Genomic DNA, 22,590 nt, shown 5'->3' on the forward strand with positions numbered 1-22,590 from the left:
AGATTCTTGTTTTTGACGCGTTTTCTTGTCGCGAACCGGTTTCCACTTCGCTGGAAAACGCTCTAGCGCTGGACCACCGGCGGCGTGGTTTGCACGGCGCCCTGGCGGGCCGCCGGCGCGGGTGGATTGGTGGCGGGCCGCGCCGCTGGCGGCTTCTTCTGCTGGGTCGGCTTGGTCGTCGCCGTGGGCGCATTGTCCGCCGGGGCTGCTGCGGCGGGTGCCTGCGCGTCGTCGGCGGGCTCCACGGTGTCGTTCTGGATCTGCTTCTCCATCGCGCGCAGCTTGGCGACGTTCTTCTGGTGCGCGTCGTAGGTTTCCGTAAACGAATGGCCGCCGGTGCCGTCGGCGACGAAATACAGGTCGCGGGTGCGGGCCGGGTTGGCGGCGGCTTCCAGCGAGGCGCGGCCGGGATTGGAGATCGGACCCGGCGGCAGGCCCTCGATCACATAGGTGTTGTATGGCGACGGCTGGGTGATCTCGCTGCGCTTGATCGGACGTCCGAGCGTCCCCTTGCCGCCGACCAGGCCGTAGATGATGGTCGGATCGGACTGCAGCTTGATTTTCTGCTTCAACCGGTTGGTGAAGACGGCGGCGACGCGGCTGCGCTCGTCGGGCTTGCCGGTCTCCTTCTCGACGATCGAGGCGAGCGTGACCAACTGCTCAGGCGACTTGATCGGGATATCCTGGCTGCGGCGCTCCCAGATTTCGGTGAGCACGCGCTTGTGCGTCTGCTGCATGCGCTGGATCACCTGCTCGCGCGTCGTTCCACGCGGGAACTTGTAGGTCTCCGGCAACAGCGTGCCCTCGCGCGGCACTTCACGGACGCTGCCGGTGAAGATGTCGTTGTCGGTCAGCCGCGCCACGATCTGCTCGGAGGTCAGGCCTTCCGGAATCGTGACCGCATGCTGCACCACCTTGCCCTCGACGATGGTGGCGACGACGTCGCGCAAGGATGCATGCTTCTGGAACGAATATTCGCCCGGCTTGAGGTCCGAGCTCGCCTTCAGCGCAAACACGGCGGCGATGAACACCCAGGGATTGACGTCGGTAACGCCTTCCTTGTTCAGGGTGTCGGCGATGTCGCGTTTTCCCGCGCGCGAGGGAATGTTGACGATCTTGTCTTCCTGCAGCGGGCCTGCCGTCTCCAGGATCTGCCGGCCGTAATAATAGGTGGCGCCGGCACCCAGCATCGCAATCAGCAGAATCGTGATGATGGCGTTGCCGACCACGACAAAGGGATTGCGCGCGCGGTCCGACCGCTTCGGCGGCGGGGGCACCTGCTCGGGCTCCAGCGCAGCACGCGGACTCCGGGGCGAAATGGGCGGCCTTTCACTCATCGAAGCAACCTGAATCCTGCCGGTTCAATTGCGGCCTGACAATTACCTGCCCTGCCAAATGCACGCCCACGACTATGACTATCGCCGAATAAGGCAAAACGGTGGATTCGTTGCAAGCGCAAGCTAGTTGGCCAGGCGCCGGACGATCACCGAAGCATTGGTACCGCCAAATCCGAAAGAATTCGACAACGCCACGTTGACCTCGCGCTTCTTGGCCGCGTGCGGCACGAGATCGATCGCCGTTTCGACCGATGGATTGTCCAGGTTGATGGTCGGCGGCACGATGTTATCGCGAATCGCAAGAATCGCGAAAATCGCCTCGATCGCGCCGGCCGCACCCAGCAAGTGCCCGGTCGAGGATTTGGTCGAGGACATCGCGACCTTGGAGGCCGCATTGCCGAGCAGCCGCTCCACCGCGCCGAGCTCGATCTCGTCGCCGAGCGGCGTCGAGGTGCCGTGCGCGTTGATGTAGTCGAGATCGGACGCCGTCAGGCCCGCACGCTTGAGCGCGGCCGACATGCTGCGGAAGCCGCCGTCGCCGTCGGGCGACGGTGAGGTGATGTGATAGGCATCGCCCGACAGGCCGTAGCCGATCACCTCGGCGTAGATCTTGGCGCCGCGGCGCCTGGCGTGATCGAGCTCCTCGAGCACCACGACACCGGCGCCCTCGCCCATCACAAAACCGTCGCGGTCCTTGTCGTAGGGACGCGAGGCCTTCTCGGGCGTCTCGTTGAAACCGGTCGACAGCGCGCGCGCAGCGTTGAAGCCGGCAATGCCGATGCGGCTGATCGGCGATTCCGCGCCGCCCGCCACCATCACGTCGGCATCGCCGAGCGCGATCAGACGAGCCGCGTCACCGATCGCATGCGCGCCGGTCGAACAGGCCGTCACCACCGAATGGTTCGGCCCTTTCAGCCCGTGCTCGATCGAGACGTAGCCGGAGGCAAGATTGATCAGACGGCCCGGAATGAAGAACGGCGAGACGCGACGCGGTCCGCGTTCCTTGAGCAGGATCGCGGTCTCCGCGATGCCGTTGAGGCCGCCGATGCCGGACCCGATCAGGGTGCCGGTCGCGCATTTGTCCTCTTCGCTTTCAGGGTGCCAGTTGGCGTCGTTGAGCGCCTGCGTCGCGGCGCCCATCGCGTAGATGATGAAGTCGTCGACCTTGCGCTGGTCCTTCGGCTCCATCCACTGATCGGCGTTGAATGTATCGTTGGAACCGTCGCCGCGCGGCACGTTGCAGGCGATCTTGGTCTGCAGATCGGAAACGTCGAACGTCTCGATCTTGCGTGCACCGCTCTCGCCATTGAGGATGCGCTTCCAGGTCGGCTCGACGCCGCATGCAAGCGGCGACACCATGCCGAGGCCCGTGACGACAACACGCCTCATACCTCAACTCCGGTTCAAAAATTCGCGGCAGAATAACAAGAAACCGGTGGACCGCGTTCCTGCGGTCCGTCCGGTTTCCATGTTGTGCCGCGAAATGAGAGCCTTAGCTCTTCGCGTTCTTCTCGAGAAACTTCGTGGCGTCGCCGACGGTGAGAATCGTCTCCGCCGCGTCGTCCGGAATCTCGCAACCGAATTCCTCTTCGAACGCCATCACCAGTTCGACGGTGTCCAGACTGTCGGCGCCGAGGTCGTCGATGAAGCTCGCAGCGTCGACAACCTTCTCGGGCTCAACACCAAGGTGTTCGACCACGATCTTCTTAACCCGCTCGCCAATGTCACTCATCGCTTAACCTCGTGTTGTTCCCTTGACCCGACCCCCCGGGACGATACGAGCCGTCGAGGTCGTTAAACTGCCTTTGCGTACGAACTTTGATTTGGCCCCATCCTAGCCGATGCGGGGCCCGGCGAACGACGGCCAAGGCTCCGCACCGCCAATATACAGGGTTTCCAAAACCTGCAATGGCGTTCTTTGCCCATCCGTTGCAGGTCCGGTTATCACACTTCAACTGCCTTGACTACACGCCTCAATTCGCTCCGGAAACGGCTGTTTGCCGCATCCGGCCCGCCCCCGGCGGGACGGTTCAGATCATCGCCATTCCGCCGTTCACGTGAATCGTCTGTCCCGTGACATAGGCTGCTTCGTTCGAGCTCAGATAGACGGCCGCAGCCGCAATATCCTCCGGGGTCCCCAGCCGGGCGGCCGGAACCTTGGTCAGGATCGTCTCGCGCTGCTTGTCGTTGAGCGCATCGGTCATCGGCGTCTTGATGAAGCCGGGCGCGATGCAGTTCGCGGTGACGCCGCGCTTGGCGTATTCGGCACCCAGCGTCTTGATCATGCCGATCAAGCCTGCCTTCGACGCGGTATAGTTGCCCTGCCCCGGGTTACCGGTAACGCCGACCACCGAGGTGATGGCGATGATGCGGCCGAAGCGCTTGCGCATCATCAGTTTTGTCGCGGCGCGCGCCAGGCGGAAGGTCGATGTCAGGTTGACGTTGATGACTTCTTCCCAGTCCTCGTCGCGCAGCTGCACAAAGAGATTGTCGCGGGTGATGCCGGCATTGGCGATGAGGATGTCGACCTGGCCCATCGCGGCTTCGGCTGATGGCACCAGCGCCTCGACCTCATCGGCCTTGGACAGGTTGCAGGGCAGCACGTGCACGCGCTCGCCAAGCTTACCGGCGAGCTCGTCCAGGACTTCCTTGCGCGTGCCGGAAATCGAAACCGTGGCGCCCTGCGCGTGCAAGGCAGACGCGATCGCGCCGCCGATGCCGCCGGTCGCGCCGGTGACGAGCGCCTTCTTGCCAGTCAGATCGAACATTGAAAACTCCTTCAGGCCTTCGAAGCGGCCAATGCATCCTTTGCGGCGGCAATATCGTTCGGACCGCCGACGGCAACACCGACGGCGCCGTCAGCGATGCGCTTGACGAGGCCCGTGAGCACCTTGCCCGCGCCGATCTCCAGGAAGCGCGTCACGCCCTGCCCGGCCATATAGGCAACCGACTCCCGCCAACGCACGGTGCCCGTGACCTGTTCGACCAGACGGCGGCGGATCTCGTCAGGATCATTGATCGCGCTCGCCAGCACGTTCGACACCAGCGGCGATGCGGGCGCCTTGATCGTGACCTTCGCCAGCGCCTCCGCCATCGCGTCGGCGGCCGGCTGCATCAGCTTGCAATGGAACGGTGCGGACACCGGCAGCAGCATCGCGCGCTTGGCGCCCTTGGTCTTGGCGATTTCGACGGCGCGATCAACCGCGTCCTTGTCGCCGGAGACGACCACCTGGCCACCGCCATTGTCATTGGCCGCCTGGCAAACCTGGCCTTGGGCTGCTTCCCGGGCGACGTCCATCGCCGCCTCGTAGTCGAGGCCGAGCAGTGCGGCCATGGCGCCGGCACCGACCGGCACCGCCTTCTGCATCGCAAGGCCGCGGGTGCGTAAGAGGCGCGCGGTATCTGATATGGTCAGGCTGCCGGCCGCAGCCAGCGCCGAATACTCGCCAAGCGAGTGTCCGGCAACGAACGCCGCATCCCGCCCCACGGAAAAACCGGCCTCGGTCTCGAGCACGCGCAGGGTTGCGAGCGAGACCGCCATCAGCGCCGGCTGGGCGTTCTGGGTGAGCTGGAGGGTCTCGGCCGGGCCGTCCCAGATCACAGCCGTCAGCTTCTCACCGAGCGCCGAATCGACCTCATCGAACACCGCACGCGCAGCGGGAAATGCGTCGGCCAGGGCCTTGCCCATGCCGACGGCCTGGGACCCCTGCCCCGGAAATGTGAATGCTGCCGTCATCGGCGCTCCCTGGCTTGGTTGAGCTGAACCGGTCTCGAAACCCGCCAGCCGCTTTTACGCCCGGCGCGAGCCCTGGTTCCACAAAATGCTCTTGAGGGGGCCGTAAGACACTGACCGGGGCCGGGATGTCAAGCCGCGGCCCTTACCTGGATGGGGTTCGGAAGCGGCTGGTGTGGACTAAAACCCGCCCGCCTTTTGGTCGGCACCGACCTGAACTCCCGCCCGCGCGCGACGGGCGCTGCTTGCCAACTGGCCGGGACGGTCGTCCTGGTTCGGCTTGGCGGTCGCAAGCCGCAGCACGGCCAGATAGTTCGGCTGCACCTCCATCCGCCCCGCATGTGTCCTTGAGAGAATGCGGTGCACGCGCGGCAGGTTGTAACAGGGGATGTAGAACAGCAGATGATGCTCGAGATGGTAGTTCACGTAGTAAGGCGCGATGAACAGCCGCTCGAGAAAGTTGGCGTGCGTGGTCCGGGTGTTGCGCAGGGGATCGTGGCTATCAGGCACGACGGCGTGCTCGGCGATGTTGCGGATGCGCGTGATCACCATATGCCAGGTCAGCAGCGGCACCAGCCAGAGCAGCGGATAAGCCCACCACACGCCGGCCGCCGCCAGCGCGGCGAACAGAATCGCGTTGACGACGCATTGCGGTCCGAGCTTCTGCCAGAAATGCACGGCACGTTGCGCCAGCGGCCAATCCTTCGGCCCGAGCGCGTTGAGCAGTTGCGCCTTGCGCTGCTGATAGCCGGTCTGACCGGTGAGATCGCGAATGAATTTGCGGCGATAGCTCAACTGGGTGATCGGGAACGGCGCCGACAGAATGAGGTCGGGATCGTCCTCCTGCTGCGTGCGCGCGTGGTGCTGCAGATGATAGCGGCGATAGGCGCGCGTCTCTGCAAACACCGGGTAGGCGCAGAACCACTGGCTCAAGGTGAGATTGGTGTTCTCGTTCGCTGACAGGCAGCCATGCGCGCCGTCATGCATGAGGATCGCAAGGCCGAGTTGGCGCGAGCCGATGATCCCGACCGCGAGCAGATAGGTCAGCGGATTGGGCCACCACGCCACCAGCGCAATCGCGCCTGCTATCAGCGCCCAGGCATGGACGATCAGGGCGATACCCTTCCAGGTCACGCGCTCGCGCACGGTGACGAGTTCGTCCTCGCTCAGGAAATCGCGGGCTCGCATGCGAAGCGCGGTCATGGCTCAGCTCTCCCCGTCCGATGGCGTTGATGTCGATGCAAGACGAAGCCGCGCGCCGTCAGTGTCGGCTCGGGCCTGGTCACCCAGCACGCGCAGCATCTCGCCGCATAATTGCTCGCCCGACCGGCCCATGGCGTAGCCTTCGAGGATGACGCCGATCGCCACCGCCCAGAACCGCCGCGAGCTCTCGTCGGGCGCGCGCAGGGATCGCCAGCCGTGGCGCTCGACCTGGCTCGCATAGGCGCGCGCGCCTTCGCTGTGCAGCCGCTCGATGGTGCGCTCGACCAGCGGCGCGAGATCGGGCCGTCGCCGTGTCAGCGTGAGGGCCTCGGCGAAGAAGGCCACAGAATCGGTTGCCGTCACGGTTTCCGCAAGCGCGTGGGTGTAGTCACGCGGCGTGTGCGCCTTCAGCGCTGCCTGCTCCGTCGTGCGGGCGAGATAGAGAAGGTCACGGCAGGCGCATTCGACGAACAGCGCCTCCTTGGTGCGGAAGTAATAGGTGATCTGGCTCGGGAACGCGTCGGCCGCGGTCGCGATGTCGGAAATCGAGGTCCCGGCGAGACCCCTCTCCTTGAACATCGGGCTGGCAGCATCGAGCAGCAAGGAACGCATTTTGCGCCCGGCCGAGCGCGTGGCGCGGGCCGCGTGCTTGGGATCGCCGGCCTGCCCTTCCAACGGGACCTGGATCGTCTTGGCCGCCATGGGGCCCTCCCTTGCGCTATTTGTATGTCATACAAACAAATAGCGCAAGATGGTACTTTCCGACCGTTGGCCGGGTCTGGAGCGCCCCGGAGACACCCGGGTCAAAATCCGGCCCCGAAACCTTGCCAACCCAGCCAAAATCCGTATAAGGCGCCCATCCGCAGATCCCGGCCGGGAGCTGAACGGACGGTCTCAGCAAATTCACTCGTTTGATTTTGATGTGGCAGGGCCAGTCGGCCCGTCGTCCCGTGCTTCCGCCTTCTGAGCTTAGTCCGAGTCCTTTCCGAAGGCCTCGAAGGGCTTGACGCCGGGTGATGCGCTAACACTAGGAAAGGACCATCATGCCTCTTTATGAGCATGTCTTCCTCGCGCGCCAGGACGCGAGCCCGCAGCAGGTCGAAGAGCTGACTGCGCAGATGACCGGTATCGTCGAAGGTCTCGGCGGCAAGGTCACCAAGACCGAGAATTGGGGCGTTCGCTCCCTCACCTACCGCATGAACAAGAACCGCAAGGCGCACTTCGTGCTGCTCAATATCGACGCGCCGTCCGCGGCGATCGCCGAGATCGAGCGCCAGGAGCGCATCAGCGAAGACGTGATCCGCTATCTCAGCACCCGCGTCGAGGAGCTCGAGGAAGGCCCGTCGGCGATGATGCGCAAGTCGGATCGCGATCGCGAGCGTGACGATCGCGGCGGCGGCTTCCGCGGCGAGCGTGAGGGCGGCTTCCGCGGCGACCGCGAAGGCGGCTTCCGTGGCGACCGCGGTGATCGCGGCCCGCGCCGTCCCCGCGAAGATGCTGAAACCCCTGCGGACCAGGAGTAAGAACAATGGCTGAAGCTGGCGCCCGCCGTCCGTTTTTCCGTCGTCGCAAGAGCTGCCCGTTCACGGGCGCGAATGCTCCGAAGATCGACTACAAGGATTCCAAGCTGCTGATGCGTTACGTCTCCGAGCGCGGCAAGATCGTGCCGAGCCGCATCACGGCCGTCTCCGCCAAGAAGCAGCGTGAGCTCGCCCGCGCCATCAAGCGCGCGCGCTTCCTGGGCCTCCTGCCCTACGTGATCCGCTGATACGAATCCCGATCGGCGGCGTTTGCGCCGCCGATCGAACTCTCGAACGAACTTGAACTCATAAGGCTTCCGGGTCGTCCGGTCGCCGATGGTTGGGGCTAAAGAGCCTCTAACCGCTCGAAGGGAGCGGGACAGCTGATGATGGTATTTGGACTCATAGCCCTGATCGCCGGCGCTGCGTCGGCCCTGATGTTCGCCTCGATCGTGTCGGGCGCGCTGATCTCGCTCGTCCTGTTCTATCTCGCACCGCTGCCGCTGATGGTGGCTGCGATCGGCTGGGGCCCGCTCGTCGCTAGTTTCGGTGGTATTGCCGCCGCGATCGGCCTGGGTCTGCTGTTCGGCCTGCCCTATTGCATCGCCTTTGCCGTGACCATCGCGCTGCCGGCCTGGTGGCTCGGTCATCTCGTGCTGCTCGGCCGTCCCGTGGACGCGCCGGCCAACGGCAATGCGTCTGCCGAGCCCGCGATCGAATGGTATCCGCTCGGCCGCATCCTGCTCTGGATCGCCGGCTTTGCCACGCTGACGACGATGGCCGCGCTGCTGACGCTCGGCACCGACGCGGACAGCATCATCGGCACCTTGCGTCGCGGCCTCCTGCGCATCCTCAGGGCCAGCGAGTCCCCGATCACCGGCGAGACCGATCAGTTCATCGACGCGCTGGTGAAGATCGCGCCGGCCGCGGCCACGATCGTGTCGATGATGACGCTGACGCTCAATCTCTGGCTCAGCGCCAAGGTGACGGCGACCTCGGGCAAGCTGCGCCGCCCGTGGCCCGACATGATGCGGGCCGAGCTGCCGCCGATGACGCTGGCGGTGCTGTGCGTCGCCATCGCCCTCTGCTTCACCAGCGGCCTCGTCGCGATGGTCGCGCAGATACTCACGACCGCGCTGATGCTGGCCTATGCGTTGACCGGCTTCGCCGTGCTGCACACGCTGACGCTGGCGCTCAAAAGCCGCACGTTCTGGCTCGGCTCGACCTACGCGATGGTCGCCGTGTTCGGCTGGCCGGTGCTGGCGATGGTGATCCTCGGTCTTGCCGATGCCGTGTTCGGCTTCCGCGAACGCTTCTTGCGCAACCGGTCGCAACCGCCGCCGCTGCCGACCCCTTAAGTCCAACTTCGAAAACCAACCAACTCACATCACATCAAAAAGGAGAACGATTATGGAAGTCATTTTGCTGGAACGCGTGTCCAAGCTCGGCCAGATGGGCGAAGTCGTGAAGGTTCGCGACGGCTTTGCCCGCAACTTCCTGCTCAAGCGCGGCAAGGCGCTGCGCGCCACCGCCGACAACCGCGCCAAGTATGACGGCATGAAGGCCGAGCTCGAGGCCCGCAACCTCGCGTCCAAGGGCGAGGCCTCCAAGGTCGCCGAGAAGATCGAGGGCAAGAACATCATCGTGATCCGCCAGGCCTCGGAAGCCGGCCAGCTCTTCGGCTCGGTCACCGTGCGCGACGTGGTCGTTGCGTTCGAAGCCGACGGCGTCTCGCTGTCCCGCCCGCAGGTGCAGCTCGACGCGCCGATCAAGACCATCGGCAAGCACAGCATCACGGTCGCGGTTCACCCCGAGGTCGAGGTCGAGGTCACCGTCACGGTCGCGCGCAGCCAGGACGAGGCCGAGCGCATCAACCGCGGCGAGGACATCTCGACCCGCAACGAGGACCGCGACGCGGCCGCCGAAGCGATTGCGGCTGCCGGCGAGTTCTTCGATCCGGAAGCCCAGCACGACGACGTGCAGCCGGCCCCGGCCGCGGAAGCGACCGAGAAGTAACGCTCTCGTCCATAAGCTAGAGGAAGGCCCGGCCGTTCACGCGGCCGGGCTTTTCGTTGTCGCAGCCACATCCTCGTTCAGCATCGCGATCGAGGCGAGCGCCGTCGCCGTATGCTTCTCGACGCCGTCAGTCACGCAAAACACGTCGGCCGCGACGACCGAGACCTGACGTCCCGGCTTGATCACCCGCGCCCGGCAGATCAGTTTGTCGCCGACCGCGGGCGACAACAGATTGAGCTTGTACTCCGCCGTCAGCGCCGGCTGGCCGCGCGAGGTGGCCGCCGCGATCGTGGTCGCGTTGTCGACCAGGAAGGCGGTGACGCCGCCATGGAAGAAGCCGTGCTGCTGCAACAGATCCGGCCTACGCGCGACGGCGATCGTGCATTCGCCGCGCGCGAGTTTCGACAGCTCCGCGCCGACCAGATTCATAAAACCCTGCCGGCCGACATTGCTGTGAATGCGCTCGGCGATCTCGGTAAAGCCGGGATCGGTGTCCGTGCTCATGATGCCACTCCTTTTTTGGTGTTGGCCGGCACCAGCGCGCGGATGGCGCAGACAATCAGCGTGTCGGCTTCGCTGCGCGGGTCGGTGCGGTCGCGGCCCGACAGATAGGCGCGGCAAAACACCTGCGCCGGCCCGATGATCTGGCTGATGAACATGACAGGTGTCATCGGCAACAGGTCTCCGCGCGCGATCAGCGGCGCGCGCCAGCGCTCGATGGCCTCGCCAAGCCGCGCATTCTGCGCACGCTGGGCATCCCTGACATCGTCGGCCCATTCGTTGCGCGAGATCTCGAACAGATAGCGCGCCTCGCGGCGACTGGTCACGACCCAGCCGAGATGTGCGCGGATCAGGCGGCCGATGCCCTCCTCCGCGCTCGGTGCCGGTTCGAGCGCAGCCAGGATCGCAGCGTGATAGTGGCCGAGCACCTCGATGAAGAGCGCACCCGCGAGCTCCTGCTTCGATGCGAAGACGTGGAAGAAGCTGCCATTGGAGGCACGCGCCCGCTCCCGGATCGCAGCCACGGTGGCACCCTCGAAACCGACGCGATCGAAGATCGCGAGCCCCGCCGCCAGCAGATCGTCACGCACGGTCGCCGACATCGGCACCTCCTGGAGTATTACTCTAGAGCAATACTCTAAACGCAGTCAAGAAGCGAAAAGGCCGCGTTGCCGCGGCCTTCGTTCCCTTGCGGAAGCCTATTGCGAGATCGGCGGGGCCGGCGGGCCGGCTGGAGCCGCGGGCGGGGCCGGAGGCGCAGTGGCGGTGACGGCAGGCGGCGCCTCCTGCGGCTTTGCCGGGGCTGGTTCGGAGCTGCCTGCACTCGTGGCGGGCGTCTCGGCCGGCTTTGCGGCTGCTGGTGCGGCCGGCGTCACCTGCGGGACCGGATCGGGCCGCGTTCCATTGTTGGCCGGCTCGGTCTTGGTCGGTTCGGATTTGGCCGATTGCGACGGCGCAGCCTCTGGCTTGCTGTCGGGCTTGCTGTCCGGCTTGGCAGCAGTGTCGGGCTTGCTCTCCTGCGCCGCCGGCTTCTCGCCGGACGATTTGTCGCCGGAGGACTTTTCGCCGGAGCCGTCGACCTTCGCGGTCTCGCTCTTCGGTTCGGTCTTGGGATCGGTCTTGGGCTCGTCCTTCTTGTCAGCCGACACCGGCTCGGTCGTGGCCGGAGTGTCCTTCACGGTGTCAGGCTTTGCCGTATCGACCTTCGGCGCCTCGTCGGCGTCAGGCTTGCCGCGCTTGCTCATCTTCTTCTTGCGACCGTCGGGCCCACGCTCATTGGCTGCCTGGCCCTCGGCGGGCTTGGCGCCGTCCTTCGCGCCGTCCTCGGCGGGTCGCGCCGCACGCTTCTGACCGGCAGCAGCGCCCTCACCTTCAGGCTTTGCAGCTTCCTGGCCCGGACGTTGGCGGCGCCCGGCGTGCTCGGGTGACTGCTGGGTCGCGCTGGAATTGGCTTCCTTCTCCTTGTCCTTGGCACCCTTGCTCGCGTCCTTGGCATCCTTCGCCTGGTAGCGGGTGTCGGTCGCGCCGTTGGAGACGAGGTAAGAGGACAGCACGCCGGCCATGTCGGAGCTCGTCGTGTAGTGCTGGCGCAGAAAGCCCGGCAGCGAGCCCGGTGCTACCGTCTTCAACAGGCCGCGCGGGCTCTTGTGGCAGGCATTGCAGGTCTGGGCGAAGATCTGGGAGGGGGACTTGCCGGCCTCGAGGTTTTGCGCCTGCGCCAGCGAGGTATCGACCGCGCCGAAGCCGATCAGAAGCAACACCGTTGCGAGGCTGAGCGCTCGGCTCGACATTCCCGTCATCTCCACTGAATTTCCGTTCACGCGGCCCGCGCGTCGGGGCGGCGGCGGGTCACCTTTTAGCCGATTATGCTGTGAATGGAAGCGCGCTCATGACGCAAGCCTGTGATCGGCGGTTTGCGAATATCCGCTTTGAACACAGCGCAATAGCAGGGCCTGAACAGGTTGTCGCACCCGCCGGAACGCACCGCGCACCCGAGTCCGAACCAGCGATGTGTGATTGTGCCGCAACCAGCGCAACGCGCCGGGCCCGCGCCCCGAATTCTAGTGGCGAAGGCCGGAGCCGGAGACTTGGTAGAGGCCGTGCGAGGCCGGAAGGGCAAGCTGCGCCCGGAACCGGGCCATGGTGTCGGCGGAAACCGCTTGGCGGCGGATTTCGGGCCGGGCGGTGTCCTCCATGGCAGCGATCAGCGCCGACAGCCATAGGCGGCTGCCTGCGTCGCTTTGCCATGTCCGGAGTTCCTGCCGCATTGCCGTCTCTGCCCTGTCTCGCCTCTTGGCGGTTTGCCGGGAGCAACCCCCGGCACGCCATGTCTGTTCCTGCCGAAAAGAAACCCAAAGAAAACTGACGTCTGTGATCTGCTTCACATTAGGCCGGTCGTCTTTGTCCTAGACCTCTGCCCATGACCAAGAAGACCCAAACCTCCTTCGATGTGCAGGACGACCTCCGCACCGACTACGCCCTGATCCTCAGCGGCGTCGGCGCTGCCCTGGTTGCGCTGGTCTACCTTCTGCTCATCTGAAATCCGGAGCCGAAGGCCGGCCTGCGATCGTAGCGGCGCGCCTTCAAATGGGTCTGAGCGCCCACATATTAGGTTCACGATATCCGGATTTTTCCGTGGCGCCGCCTGAGCGGGATCAAGGCAGGCGGTGAATTCCGCAAAATTCCGTCAAGCATTGCGCGTGCTGCAAGCGCTAATCATCCACCATTTTAATGAGCGGTTGATAGCGGCGAGCTTTCACTTTCGCTTTGCAGGCAAGCGGCGCTTTATCCCCGCCCCGCATAACGCCACAAAAGTTGCTAAGCACTGCAGACCATGGCCCTGACCGATTCGAACGTCCTGAAACTCGCGCCCGAAGCGGGAACCCCCGCCTACCGGAGCGCGCCGCACAATATCGAAGCGGAACAGAGCCTTTTAGGTGCCATCCTCGTCAATAACGACGCCTTCTACCGCGTCTCGGACTTCCTCGAGCCGAAACACTATTTCGAGCCGCTGCACCAGACCATCTATGAGACCGCTTCCAGCCTGATCCGGATGGGCAAGATCGCGACCCCGGTCACGCTGAAGACGTTCCTGCCCGCCGATACCGACGTCGGCGGCATGACCATCGGGCAATATCTTGCGCGTCTCGCCGCAGAAGCCACCACCATCATCAACGCCCAGGATTATGGGCGCACCATCTACGATCTGTCATTGCGCCGTGATCTCATCGGCATCGGCGAAGACATGGTCAATGTCGCCTATGACGCGCCGGTGGATTTTGCGCCACGGGCGCAGATCGAGGACGCCGAGCGCAAGCTCTACGAGCTCGCCGAATCCGGCCGCTATGACGGCGGCTTCCAAAAATTCTCGCAGGCGCTGACGGTTGCCGTCGATCTCGCAGCCAAGGCGTTCCAGCGCGACGGAAAACTGTCGGGCATTTCAACGGGCCTGCGCGACCTCGACACCAAGATGGGCGGCCTGCAGCATTCCGACCTGATCATCGTCGCCGGACGCCCGGGCATGGGCAAGACCTCGCTTGCGACCAACATCGCCTACAACGTTGCCCAAGCCTATGTTCCCGAATTGCAGGCCGACGGCACCTCGAAAGCGATCAATGGCGGAGTGGTCGGGTTCTTCTCCTGCGAAATGTCGGCCGACCAGCTCGCCACGCGTATCGTCGCCGAGCGCACCGGAATCCCCTCCTCGAGCATCCGCCGCGGCGGCATCTCCGAGGCCGACTTCGAAAAGATCCGCGAAGTCTCGATCGAGCTGCAGTCGCTGCCGTTCTATGTCGACGAGACCGGCGGTCTCTCCATCGCGCAGCTCATGGCCCGCGCGCGGCGGCTGAAGCGGCAAAAGGGCCTCGACCTCATCGTCATCGACTACATCCAGCTTCTGTCCGGCTCCGGCAAGCGCGCCAGCGACAGCCGCGTGCAGGAAATCACCGAGATCACCACGAGCCTGAAGGCGCTCGCCAAGGAGCTCAGCGTTCCCATCATCGCGCTGTCGCAGCTCTCGCGTCAGGTCGAGTCCCGCGACGACAAGCGGCCGCAGCTTTCGGACCTGCGTGAGTCCGGCTCGATCGAGCAGGACGCCGACGTCGTGCTGTTCGTGTTCCGCGAGGAGTACTACCTCGCCATGAAGGAGCCGCGCCCCGGCACCGAAGAGCACACCAAGTGGCAGACCGACATGGAGCGCGCGCTCGGCAAGGCCGAAGTCATCATCGGCAAGCAGCGCCACGGCCCGACCGGCACGGTCGAGCTGCACTTCGACGCCTCGGTCACCCGCTTCGGCGACCTCAGCCACGACGGTCATGTGCCGGATCGCAGCTACTGAGCTCTTTCCAGCGGGTTGAACGCCGCCGTTCCGGCGCGTAAAACGGCCGCATGAACATCGCGTCCGACCCGAAAACCATCCCGCAGGCCGGCCTTTTGTCGGCAGAGGCCAATCAGGCGGCCGCGCTCGCAGCCTATGGCGGCGTGCTCACCATCGATCTCGACGCTGTGATCGCCAACTGGCGCAAGCTGGAGAAGACCGCGGTGCCGGCCGAATGCGCCGCCGTGATCAAGGCCGACGCCTATGGCTGCGGCATTGCGCCGGTCGCACGCGCGCTGAACAAGGCCGGCTGCAAGACCTTCTTCGTCGCCAATATCGAGGAAGCCCGCGCCGCGCGCGCCGCCGTGCCGACGGCGACCATCTACGTGCTCGGCGGCTACTTCCAGAACACCGGCGAGCACTATGCCAAGATCGATTGCCGTCCCGTGATCGGCGACCTCAACGAGCTCGCCGAATGGGACGTGTTCTGCCGCCGCACCGGCTGGTCCGGCGGCGCGGCCATCCACATCGACACCGGCATGAACCGGCTGGGGCTGACGCTGCAGGAGGCGCAGGCGATCATCCCGCGCATCAATGCCGGCGACCACGGCATCACGCTGGTGATGAGCCATCTCGTTGCGGCCGAGCAACTCAACAACACCGTGAACGGAAAGCAGCTCGGCGCCTTCCGCGGCATCGCCAGCGAATTCACGGGCGTGCCGGCCTCGCTCGCCAATTCCTCCGGTGTGTTCCTGGGTGCGACCTTCCAGTTCGACATGGTGCGGCCGGGTGCGGCGCTCTACGGCGTCAATCCGACGCCGGAAGCCGACAATCCGATGCAGCCGGTGGTCGATCTCAAGGTCCGCATCGTCCAGATCCGCAATGTCGAGCGCGGCGAGACCGTCGGCTATGGCGGCACCTGGACCGCGCGCCGCCCGACCAAGCTCGCGATCATCGCCTCGGGCTATGCCGACGGCTATTTTCGCGCGGCCAGCGCCAATGACGGCACGCGCGGCGCGGAGGTCGTCGTCGCCGGCAAGCGCTGCCCGGTCGCCGGCCGCGTCTCGATGGACCTGACCGCGATCGACATCACCGATCTGCCGCCGAATGCCGCGCGCCGCGGCCACATGGTGACGCTGCTCGGCGAAGGCATCACCGTCGACGAGCTCGCGCACCACTTCGGCACCATCGGCTACGAGGTGCTGACGAGCCTCGGCCGCCGCTTCGCGCGCGTCTACAAGGGCGGCAATGCGGAGCCGCTCGATCATCCCGCCATCGTGCCGCCGCCCGCAGCCGCCGAGCCGCAACCACCTTCGCCACCGCCTGCGCCCGTGCCCCCGGCTGCACCGCCGCCGGTGGAGCAGCCCCCGGCCCCGCCGCCGTTGCCGACCGGCTAGAGTCTCGTGCCCCGGACGCAGCACAGTGCGCCGCTCTTGCGGCGTAGTGCGCTGCAGAGCCGGGGCCCATCGTTTACGGCAAGAATGGGTCCCGGTTCTGCGTCGCATCGCTCTCGCGCTGCGCCGCGCCCGGGACACGAGAGACTACTTCTTCATCCCGTCAACCACGTTCCTGCAGGCTGGCGCGAGCGATGCGCATCCCATGAAGGTCGCAACATTCAACATCAACAACATCAATCGCCGCCTGCCCAATTTGCTGCGTTGGCTGCGCGCCGCAAAACCTGACGTCGTCGCACTGCAGGAATTGAAGGCGAGCGACGCCGAATTCCCGATCGCCGCGATCGAGAAAGCCGGTTACGGCGCAGTGTGGCGCGGCCAGAAGACGTGGAACGGCGTCGCCATCCTGGCGCGCAATGCCGAGCCGGTGCTGACACGCACCGAGCTGCCCGGCGACCGCGACGATCACGAGGCGCGCTACATCGAGGCGGCCGTGCGCGGCGTCATCGTCACCAGCATCTATCTGCCGAACGGCAATCCGCAGCCGGGACCGAAATTCGACTACAAGCTGGCCTGGTTCGCGCGGCTGAAACGTCACGCCAACACGTTCATCAAGCAGGACCTGCCCGTCGTGCTCGCCGGCGACTACAACGTCGCGCCGACGCCGCTCGACATCTACCCGACCAAATCATGGGACAAGGATGCGCTGATCCAGCCGAAGAGCCGCGCCGCCTTCGCCTCGCTCGTCGCGCAAGGCTGGTGCGACGCGATCCGCGAGGCGCATCCGGAGGAACGCATCTACACGTTCTGGGATTACAAGCGAAACCGCTGGCCGCGCGATGCGGGCCTGCGGCTCGATCACCTTCTCCTCAGCCCTGCCCTTGCCCCGCGCCTCGCCAAGGCCGGCGTCGACAAGAAAATCCGCGGCGAGGACGGCGCCAGCGATCACGCGCCGGCGTGGGTGGTGTTGAAATAGCGCGAGATCGTAGGGTGGGCAAAAGCGCGCTTGCGCTGTGCCCACCATCTTTCATCGACGCAAGAAGTGGTGGGCACGCTTCGCTCTGCCCACCCTACGGAGCCTTGCAAGCGGCTCCACCTCACCACAAATTCTTGCCGTCGATCATGTTCACCGGCACCGCGTCGAGATCGAAATCGTCGAACAATCGCGCGTTCACGGCAACCTTCGGATTGTCGAAGTCGGGCTTGCCCGTCGACCAGTCCGGCGACTCCGAATAGGTGCCGCAGCCGCACGCCGCGCAGAAGTGATGCTTTACGGTGCGACTGCCCCAGAGGTAGGTTTTGACGTTCTCCGGCGGCGACAGCAGGCGAAACTGGGCCGGCTTGTAGTAGGCCCACAAGGCGCCCCGCTTGGCGCACAGCGAGCAGGTGCAGCGCGTCACGCCCTCAGGCGCCTCGCTGACCTCGAACACCGTTTCCCCGCAATGGCAGCTTCCCTCGATCGGCATGACGCCCACTCCTGAACAATTGGCAGGAGATGGTCATAGCCGAGGCCTGCTGCCAACATGCTGTCAGCAGTGCCGCAGGGGGTGTTTCGGGAGGTTTAGCTCGCCGACAGCCGCCCGGCATTGCCGGCGACATGGGCGCGGTAGTGGTTGAGGATGGCAGGCGGCGTCGTCCCCGACAGCCAGCTCGCAGCGGCCCCGAACACGAAGGCGATCGCTTCGCCGACCGTCAGCCCATCGTCACGGCGCGATTTTTCGACCTCGGCGATATCGCAAGCCTCGGTGCCGAACATCGCGCCGGCGTACCAGGGAAATCCGTTGTCGGAGCCGCCAAGGGCCGCGTGACGGTCGAGCGCGGAAAAGGAATTGTGGTCCAGCATCGCATCCTCAAAGTCTTTGCAGCGAACGCTGCAATCAATACGCCTCAAAATCTAAGGATAAGGCGCTGGGATGGGTTGGATTGCCGGACCGGGCGATACTGGGCCTTAACCAACGCACGTCTCGTGCCCCGGACGCAGCGCAGCGCTTCTTCGGCGGTGCGCTGCTGAGCCGGGGCCCATCGTGCCGCTACATGCCGTGTGGCCGCATGGGCGCAGCAACGCTTGCGCGTTGCAGCGCGTCCGGGACACGATAGGCCGATTCCCGGAGCTCTTCCTCTTGGCCTTCCTCTTCGTCCTCACCGTCGGCCTGATCGCGGGCACGATCTCCGGGATCGTCGGGACCGGCTCGTCGATCATGCTGATGCCGGTGCTGATCTACGCGTTCGGCCCGAAAGAGGCCGTGCCGATCATGGCGGTGGCCGCCGTGATGGCCAACCTGTCGCGCATCCTGGCCTGGTGGCGCGAGGTCGACTGGAAGGCCTGCGCGGCCTATTCGGTCACGGGCATCCCGGCCGCGGCGCTGGGTGCGCGCACCCTGCTCGCGCTGCCGTCGCGCGCGGTCGATCTCGCGATCGGGATTTTTCTCATCGCCATGGTGCCGGTGCGGCACTGGCTCGCGCGCCACAATCTGAAGGCCAATCTCTGGCATCTCGCGATCGGCGGCGCCATCATCGGCTATCTCACCGGCATCGTGGTCTCGACCGGCCCGCTCAGCGTGCCGCTGTTCCTGTTTCACGGCCTGACCAAGGGTGCGTTCCTCGCCACCGAAGCCGCCGCCTCGCTCGGGCTCTACTTCTCGAAATCGGTGACCTTCGAGCGCTTCGGCGCGCTGACGGCCGACGTCTTCGTCAAGGGCCTGATCGCGGGCTCATCGCTGATGTTCGGCGCCTTCATCGCAAAACGCTTCGTGCTGCATCTGAAGCCGGACGCGTTCCGCCTGGTGATGGACGGCATCATGCTGGCGGCGGGCCTGTTCTTGCTGTGGTCTGCGACATCTTCGTGAATCGTCGAACCAGGGCGACTGCCGCTCAGACAGATGTCGCATGCGCCTGCGTCTCGCGATCTCCTGTCTCGTCCTCGCCGTCGGCATGCTGTCCGCCTCGCACGCCGCCCCGCCCTTCGACGGGCTCTGGGCGCGAAGCCAGAAGGATTGCCGCAATGAGGAAGGCCCGGACAGCAAGACGTTCGTCGACCTCGACAATGTCATCAAGGGCAAGCCGGCGCCGATCGTCGATCAGTACGAGAACCATTGCCGGATCGATCGCAAGACTCCGGCCGGCAACGGCCTGGTGCTGACCGCGACGTGTTTCGAGTTCTGGGACGACTACAAGAAGGGCGTCGATGGCCGGAAGGTGACGATCAAGCTCGCACCGGGTGCAAACGGCGCGCTCAATATCGACGGTAAACCCTATCAGCGCTGCGCGATGAAGAAAGACAACGCCGGCCGCTGACGGCGCGGGTTATCACTCGGCCAGTTCAGGCACCCACAATTCCGGCACCAGGGACGGGCTCACCGCGAGCATCCGCGCTCCGCCCGCAACCGCCTGCTCGTCCGCCAGCAGTTCGAGCACGGCATCGAGCGGCTGCGGCCGCTGATAGAAATAGCCCTGCCCGTAGCGCACGCCCATCTCGGTCATCGCACGGGCCTGCTCGCCCCGTTCGATGCCTTCGGCCACCAACGTCAGATCGAGCGTGCCGGCGAGCGAGGCGATGACGCCGACGATCGCCTTGTCCTCGGCACTGTCGGGGATGTCGCTGATGAAGGCCTTGTCGATCTTGACCTTGTCGAGCGGGAAACGCCGCAGATGCGCCAGCGAACTGTAGCCGGTGCCGAAATCGTCGAGCGCAATCGTCGCGCCCATCGCGCGCAGCCGCCGCAGCGTCTCGGAGGCGCTGGCGATGTTGTTGATCAGCGAGCCCTCGGTGATCTCCAGCTCGAGGGATGACGCAGCGACGCCAAGGCGCGCACAGGTCTCCTGCATCTGGTCGGCAAAGGACTGGTCCGCGAGCTCCGACGGCGGCAGGTTGATGGCGATACGGATCTCGGACCGGCCTGCGGCCGCAAGGCGCTTCAGCGCGTGGCAGGCGTCGGTCAGCACGTAATTGGTCAGCCGCGAAGCGTTACCGCTGCGTTCGATCAGCGGCAAAAATTCTGCCGGCGAGATGATGCCATGGTCGGGATGACGCCAGCGGATCAACGCCTCGAGGCTCACGACCTCGTTGGTGACGAGATCGACCTGGCTCTGGTACCAGACCTCGAATTCGCGCTCGGCAAAGCCCGAGGGGATCGCGAGCTCGAGCTCGCGGCGGCGGCGATAGTCGCGCTGCAGCTCCTCGTTGAGAACGGCGATGGTGCCGGGTGCCTTGCTCTTGGCGTGGTAGAGCGCGATGTCGGCAAGCGCCGGCAGGTGCGACAATTCGGGATCGTCGGCGCGGCGCACCGCAAGCCCGATCGAGGCACGCGGCACCACCTGCTTGTCGTGAAGCCGGATCGGCTCGGAAATGGCCTCCAGCAGGCACGCGGCAAAGGCCTGTGCAGCCTGCTCGTCGGCGACGTCGGGGCGGATCACGACGAACTCGTCGCCGCCGAGTCGCGCCACCCAGTCGTCCTCACTCACAGCCCCGCGCAACAGGCCTGCGATGTGCACCAGAAAGCGGTCGCCGGCGTCGTGGCCAAAGGTGTCGTTGATGCCCTTGAAGTCGTCGAGGTCGATGAAGCAGAAGGCGATCAGCGCGTCGGGCGTGCGCGCGGTCCGGCTCAAAATCGTCAGCCGCTCGGTCAAGGACCTGCGATTGGGCAACCCCGTGAGCGGATCGTGCCAGGCGAGATGACGAAGCTGCTCCAGCGCGTCCGAGGTCGTGTGCTGCATGGCGTTGAACGCCTGCGCCAATTGCCCGAATTCGTTGCCTGAGGAAATGTCGGCCTGATAGGCCCGCCCGTCGCGCTTGCTGCGCTGGATCGCGGACATCATCACCGAGAGCGGCTTGCCGATGAAGGTGTTGGCGGAAATCCGCAGCGCGAGGAGCGTGACGAGCGTCGCCAGCAGCCCGGCGACGAACAACCGCGCCAGCGCCTTGCCGGTCTCCGCATAGATCGCACCGTAGGAATAGGCGATCGCGATGCGGCCGGCCTGAACCGTGATGTTGCCGTTGCTGTAGTTGATCGGCCGCGACACTTCGGCGCCGCCAAGTGCAGCCGGCTGCGCCGGCACGCGGGCAACGACGGCGCCGGTATCGTCATAGACGATGGCCGCCAGAATCGCCTCGTCGTGGAGGATCTCGCCGAGCACGGCAGTGACCTGCGCATAGCGCAGCTTCCAGAGCGGCTCTGCGATGAGATGGGCGCGGCTTTCGGCGGCCCGCACGACGCGCGCGTCGAGCTGGCGCATCTGCGACACGAAGCTGGAGACCTCGATGCCGGCGGAGGCGAGCAACTGCACCAGTAGCAGCACCGGCACGGTTGCCCAGATCATCGAACGGATGACCGAGCGCGGCGCCGCGGTAGCAGCGCGCACAGGACGTTCAGTACCGCTCGTGGCCCCGTCCTGCATCATTCGCTCGACGCGCTCGACGGCATGGATGCGATCAATGCAGCAATGGAGAAATCATACTGCCCGCACGCGCCGGCCTTGGCCCTGAAGCGCGCAAAATCGATCTGGTCGAAGGCGCGGGTCTTGATCAGCGTGCTGACCGAGGAGAGATTGTCGCGCGTGATCGCCGACGTCTTGAGCTGCACATGCGGCGAGACCGTGCCGAAATCGCAGCCATCGGCATAGTCGCGGAGCAGCACCATCGACCAGCCGCCGAGCAGGAAGTGGCCGCCGTCGCTCAGAAGCAGCCGTCCCGCCTCGATCTCGCGCAGCGCGGGCTCCGACCAGTTCAGGCCGACGATCTGGAGGTCCTTGCCCGGCTCGAGACCGGCCGCCACGACAGCCTTGATGGCGCCGAGCGCCATCGGATCGTTGCCGGCCCACACGCCCGCGGGACGAATGCCCTTGCGCGCGGCCCAGCTCAGATAGTTGGCCGTGACCACCTCGGCCTCGGATTGCGTCCAGTTGGCGAACAGCATGCGGTCGACCACGACGTCTTGTGCCGCGCCCACTGCAAGGTCGAGCCCGACGTTGCGGGCGATCGAGGCCGGCGTGATCTCGTCGCCGCCGATGCCGAGGATGTGGATCTTGCCGTCCGGGCTCTGCCATTTCTCGGTCCGCGCGGCTGTGATCAGCGCATTGGCCATGCGCGTGCCCGCGGTCTGCAGGTCGGTCGTGATGTCGCCGAGCCACGTCTTCAGCTTTTCGCGCGGCGCACCCAGGCGGGCTGCATCCGCGCCGATCAGCGTGTTCGACAGGAACAGCGTCTTGATCCCGGCGGTCTCAGCCGCTTCGAGGACCGGCACGGCTGCGGATTCCTCGTTCGACAGGATCAGAAAGTCAGGCTTGTCCGCACGGGCGACGACGCCAAGGCCGAGCTCCTGCATGGTGCGGAAATTGCGCTCGGCGACGAGCACCTCGACATTCATGTCGAGCTTGCGGCCGGCGGCCTTCATGGTCTCGGAGACCATGTCCCAATAGACCTCGCCGGTCTTGCCGGGATTGACGAAGACGACATTGAGCCTGGCACCGCCGGCGATCGCCCAATTGGGCGACGCGAGCAGACCGCAGGCGAGCCCTGCGGCAATCAAAACTCTTGGAAACCACGACATTTTTTGGCGCCCACCCCGAATTGTTC

General features: G+C 65.4%; 24 protein-coding genes. 9 read left to right on the top strand and 15 right to left on the bottom strand.

Features of this window, described 5'->3' with window-relative positions; genetic code table 11:
- Nucleotides 1-62: 62 nt before the first annotated feature.
- The 7 genes from mltG to C2U70_RS07955 all read right to left on the bottom strand — a co-directional run bounded on the left by mltG (nucleotide 63) and on the right by C2U70_RS07955 (nucleotide 6,975).
- On the bottom strand, nucleotides 63-1,337 hold the full coding sequence (gene mltG / locus C2U70_RS07925; protein WP_140977447.1) for an endolytic transglycosylase MltG: 1,275 nt from the start codon (nucleotides 1,335-1,337) through the stop codon (nucleotides 63-65).
- A 123-nt stretch (nucleotides 1,338-1,460) separates the two neighbouring features.
- Complete coding sequence (fabF, locus tag C2U70_RS07930; protein WP_140977448.1) at nucleotides 1,461-2,726, bottom strand: beta-ketoacyl-ACP synthase II; 1,266 nt, start codon at nucleotides 2,724-2,726, stop codon at nucleotides 1,461-1,463.
- 103 nt (nucleotides 2,727-2,829) lie between these two features.
- Nucleotides 2,830-3,069, bottom strand: coding sequence for an acyl carrier protein (locus C2U70_RS07935; RefSeq protein WP_008130699.1), 240 nt, complete (start codon nucleotides 3,067-3,069; stop codon nucleotides 2,830-2,832).
- 298 nt (nucleotides 3,070-3,367) lie between these two features.
- Nucleotides 3,368-4,105, bottom strand: a complete 738-nt coding sequence (gene fabG, locus C2U70_RS07940) for a 3-oxoacyl-[acyl-carrier-protein] reductase (protein ID WP_140977449.1) — start codon at nucleotides 4,103-4,105, stop codon at nucleotides 3,368-3,370.
- Nucleotides 4,106-4,116: 11 nt separating this feature from the next.
- The gene (gene fabD / locus C2U70_RS07945; protein WP_140977450.1) at nucleotides 4,117-5,073 is read right to left on the bottom strand and encodes an ACP S-malonyltransferase; all 957 of its coding nucleotides are present in this window, start codon (nucleotides 5,071-5,073) and stop codon (nucleotides 4,117-4,119) included.
- A gap of 177 nt (nucleotides 5,074-5,250) precedes the next feature.
- Nucleotides 5,251-6,273, bottom strand: a complete 1,023-nt coding sequence (locus tag C2U70_RS07950; RefSeq protein WP_140977451.1) for a fatty acid desaturase family protein — start codon at nucleotides 6,271-6,273, stop codon at nucleotides 5,251-5,253.
- A 3-nt stretch (nucleotides 6,274-6,276) separates the two neighbouring features.
- The gene (locus C2U70_RS07955) at nucleotides 6,277-6,975 is read right to left on the bottom strand and encodes a TetR/AcrR family transcriptional regulator C-terminal domain-containing protein (RefSeq protein WP_140977452.1); all 699 of its coding nucleotides are present in this window, start codon (nucleotides 6,973-6,975) and stop codon (nucleotides 6,277-6,279) included.
- A gap of 341 nt (nucleotides 6,976-7,316) precedes the next feature.
- Here C2U70_RS07955 and rpsF point away from each other — a divergent pair, with 341 nt between their 5' ends.
- The 4 genes from rpsF to rplI all read left to right on the top strand — a co-directional run bounded on the left by rpsF (nucleotide 7,317) and on the right by rplI (nucleotide 9,809).
- The gene (rpsF, locus tag C2U70_RS07960; RefSeq protein WP_140977453.1) at nucleotides 7,317-7,796 is read left to right on the top strand and encodes a 30S ribosomal protein S6; all 480 of its coding nucleotides are present in this window, start codon (nucleotides 7,317-7,319) and stop codon (nucleotides 7,794-7,796) included.
- 5 nt (nucleotides 7,797-7,801) lie between these two features.
- Nucleotides 7,802-8,041, top strand: a complete 240-nt coding sequence (rpsR, locus tag C2U70_RS07965; protein WP_007592020.1) for a 30S ribosomal protein S18 — start codon at nucleotides 7,802-7,804, stop codon at nucleotides 8,039-8,041.
- A 138-nt stretch (nucleotides 8,042-8,179) separates the two neighbouring features.
- Nucleotides 8,180-9,151, top strand: coding sequence for a DUF2232 domain-containing protein (locus C2U70_RS07970; RefSeq protein ID WP_140977454.1), 972 nt, complete (start codon nucleotides 8,180-8,182; stop codon nucleotides 9,149-9,151).
- Between the two features lie 52 nt (nucleotides 9,152-9,203).
- Nucleotides 9,204-9,809, top strand: a complete 606-nt coding sequence (gene rplI, locus C2U70_RS07975) for a 50S ribosomal protein L9 (protein WP_140977455.1) — start codon at nucleotides 9,204-9,206, stop codon at nucleotides 9,807-9,809.
- A 36-nt stretch (nucleotides 9,810-9,845) separates the two neighbouring features.
- On the opposite strand, the gene C2U70_RS07980 is transcribed toward rplI, so the two are convergent.
- The 4 genes from C2U70_RS07980 to C2U70_RS07995 form a co-directional block, all read right to left on the bottom strand.
- Entirely contained in the window at nucleotides 9,846-10,313 is a 468-nt protein-coding gene (locus tag C2U70_RS07980) for a PaaI family thioesterase (protein ID WP_140977456.1), read from the bottom strand.
- Nucleotides 10,310-10,912, bottom strand: a complete 603-nt coding sequence (locus C2U70_RS07985) for a TetR/AcrR family transcriptional regulator (RefSeq protein ID WP_140977457.1) — start codon at nucleotides 10,910-10,912, stop codon at nucleotides 10,310-10,312. The genes C2U70_RS07980 and C2U70_RS07985 overlap by 4 nt, the downstream gene beginning before the upstream one ends.
- 96 nt (nucleotides 10,913-11,008) lie before the next feature.
- Nucleotides 11,009-12,100, bottom strand: a complete 1,092-nt coding sequence (locus C2U70_RS07990) for a hypothetical protein (protein WP_140977458.1) — start codon at nucleotides 12,098-12,100, stop codon at nucleotides 11,009-11,011.
- Nucleotides 12,101-12,370: 270 nt separating this feature from the next.
- Nucleotides 12,371-12,577: a transcriptional regulator gene (locus C2U70_RS07995; protein WP_140977459.1), complete on the bottom strand. Its 207-nt coding sequence runs from the start codon at nucleotides 12,575-12,577 to the stop codon at nucleotides 12,371-12,373.
- 566 nt (nucleotides 12,578-13,143) lie between these two features.
- Here C2U70_RS07995 and C2U70_RS08000 point away from each other — a divergent pair.
- From C2U70_RS08000 to C2U70_RS08010, 3 genes are all read left to right on the top strand, one after another.
- Entirely contained in the window at nucleotides 13,144-14,646 is a 1,503-nt protein-coding gene (locus C2U70_RS08000; RefSeq protein WP_140977460.1) for a replicative DNA helicase, read from the top strand.
- Nucleotides 14,647-14,702: 56 nt separating this feature from the next.
- Nucleotides 14,703-16,022, top strand: a complete 1,320-nt coding sequence (gene alr / locus C2U70_RS08005; protein WP_246666695.1) for an alanine racemase — start codon at nucleotides 14,703-14,705, stop codon at nucleotides 16,020-16,022.
- A gap of 202 nt (nucleotides 16,023-16,224) precedes the next feature.
- Nucleotides 16,225-16,995 carry an exodeoxyribonuclease III gene (locus tag C2U70_RS08010; protein WP_140977462.1) on the top strand — a complete coding sequence of 257 codons (771 nt, stop codon included), beginning with the start codon at nucleotides 16,225-16,227 and terminating at the stop codon, nucleotides 16,993-16,995.
- A gap of 121 nt (nucleotides 16,996-17,116) precedes the next feature.
- On the opposite strand, the gene C2U70_RS08015 is transcribed toward C2U70_RS08010, so the two are convergent.
- Together C2U70_RS08015 and C2U70_RS08020 are read right to left on the bottom strand one after the other, a co-directional pair.
- Nucleotides 17,117-17,485 carry a GFA family protein gene (locus C2U70_RS08015; protein WP_140977463.1) on the bottom strand — a complete coding sequence of 123 codons (369 nt, stop codon included), beginning with the start codon at nucleotides 17,483-17,485 and terminating at the stop codon, nucleotides 17,117-17,119.
- Between the two features lie 95 nt (nucleotides 17,486-17,580).
- A complete protein-coding gene (locus C2U70_RS08020; protein ID WP_140977464.1) occupies nucleotides 17,581-17,862 on the bottom strand; it encodes a hypothetical protein in 282 nt (93 codons plus the stop codon).
- 277 nt (nucleotides 17,863-18,139) lie between these two features.
- On the opposite strand from C2U70_RS08020, the gene C2U70_RS08025 reads away from it, so the two are divergent.
- Together C2U70_RS08025 and C2U70_RS08030 are read left to right on the top strand one after the other, a co-directional pair.
- A complete protein-coding gene (locus tag C2U70_RS08025) occupies nucleotides 18,140-18,865 on the top strand; it encodes a sulfite exporter TauE/SafE family protein (RefSeq protein WP_140977465.1) in 726 nt (241 codons plus the stop codon).
- Between the two features lie 40 nt (nucleotides 18,866-18,905).
- Nucleotides 18,906-19,313 (top strand): hypothetical protein, encoded by a 408-nt coding sequence (locus C2U70_RS08030; protein WP_140977466.1) that lies wholly within the window; start codon nucleotides 18,906-18,908, stop codon nucleotides 19,311-19,313.
- A gap of 12 nt (nucleotides 19,314-19,325) precedes the next feature.
- Here the strand turns inward: C2U70_RS08030 and C2U70_RS08035 are convergent, their stop codons facing one another.
- Together C2U70_RS08035 and C2U70_RS08040 are read right to left on the bottom strand one after the other, a co-directional pair.
- Nucleotides 19,326-21,413, bottom strand: coding sequence for a putative bifunctional diguanylate cyclase/phosphodiesterase (locus tag C2U70_RS08035; protein ID WP_186294129.1), 2,088 nt, complete (start codon nucleotides 21,411-21,413; stop codon nucleotides 19,326-19,328).
- Nucleotides 21,413-22,564 (bottom strand): ABC transporter substrate-binding protein, encoded by a 1,152-nt coding sequence (locus C2U70_RS08040; RefSeq protein WP_140977468.1) that lies wholly within the window; start codon nucleotides 22,562-22,564, stop codon nucleotides 21,413-21,415. Before C2U70_RS08040 ends, C2U70_RS08035 begins: the two co-directional genes overlap by 1 nt.
- Nucleotides 22,565-22,590 lie beyond the last annotated feature (26 nt).

It is taken from the genome of Bradyrhizobium guangdongense (genome assembly GCF_006483445.1).
GTDB classification, from domain to species: Bacteria; Pseudomonadota; Alphaproteobacteria; order Rhizobiales; family Xanthobacteraceae; genus Bradyrhizobium; species Bradyrhizobium guangdongense_A.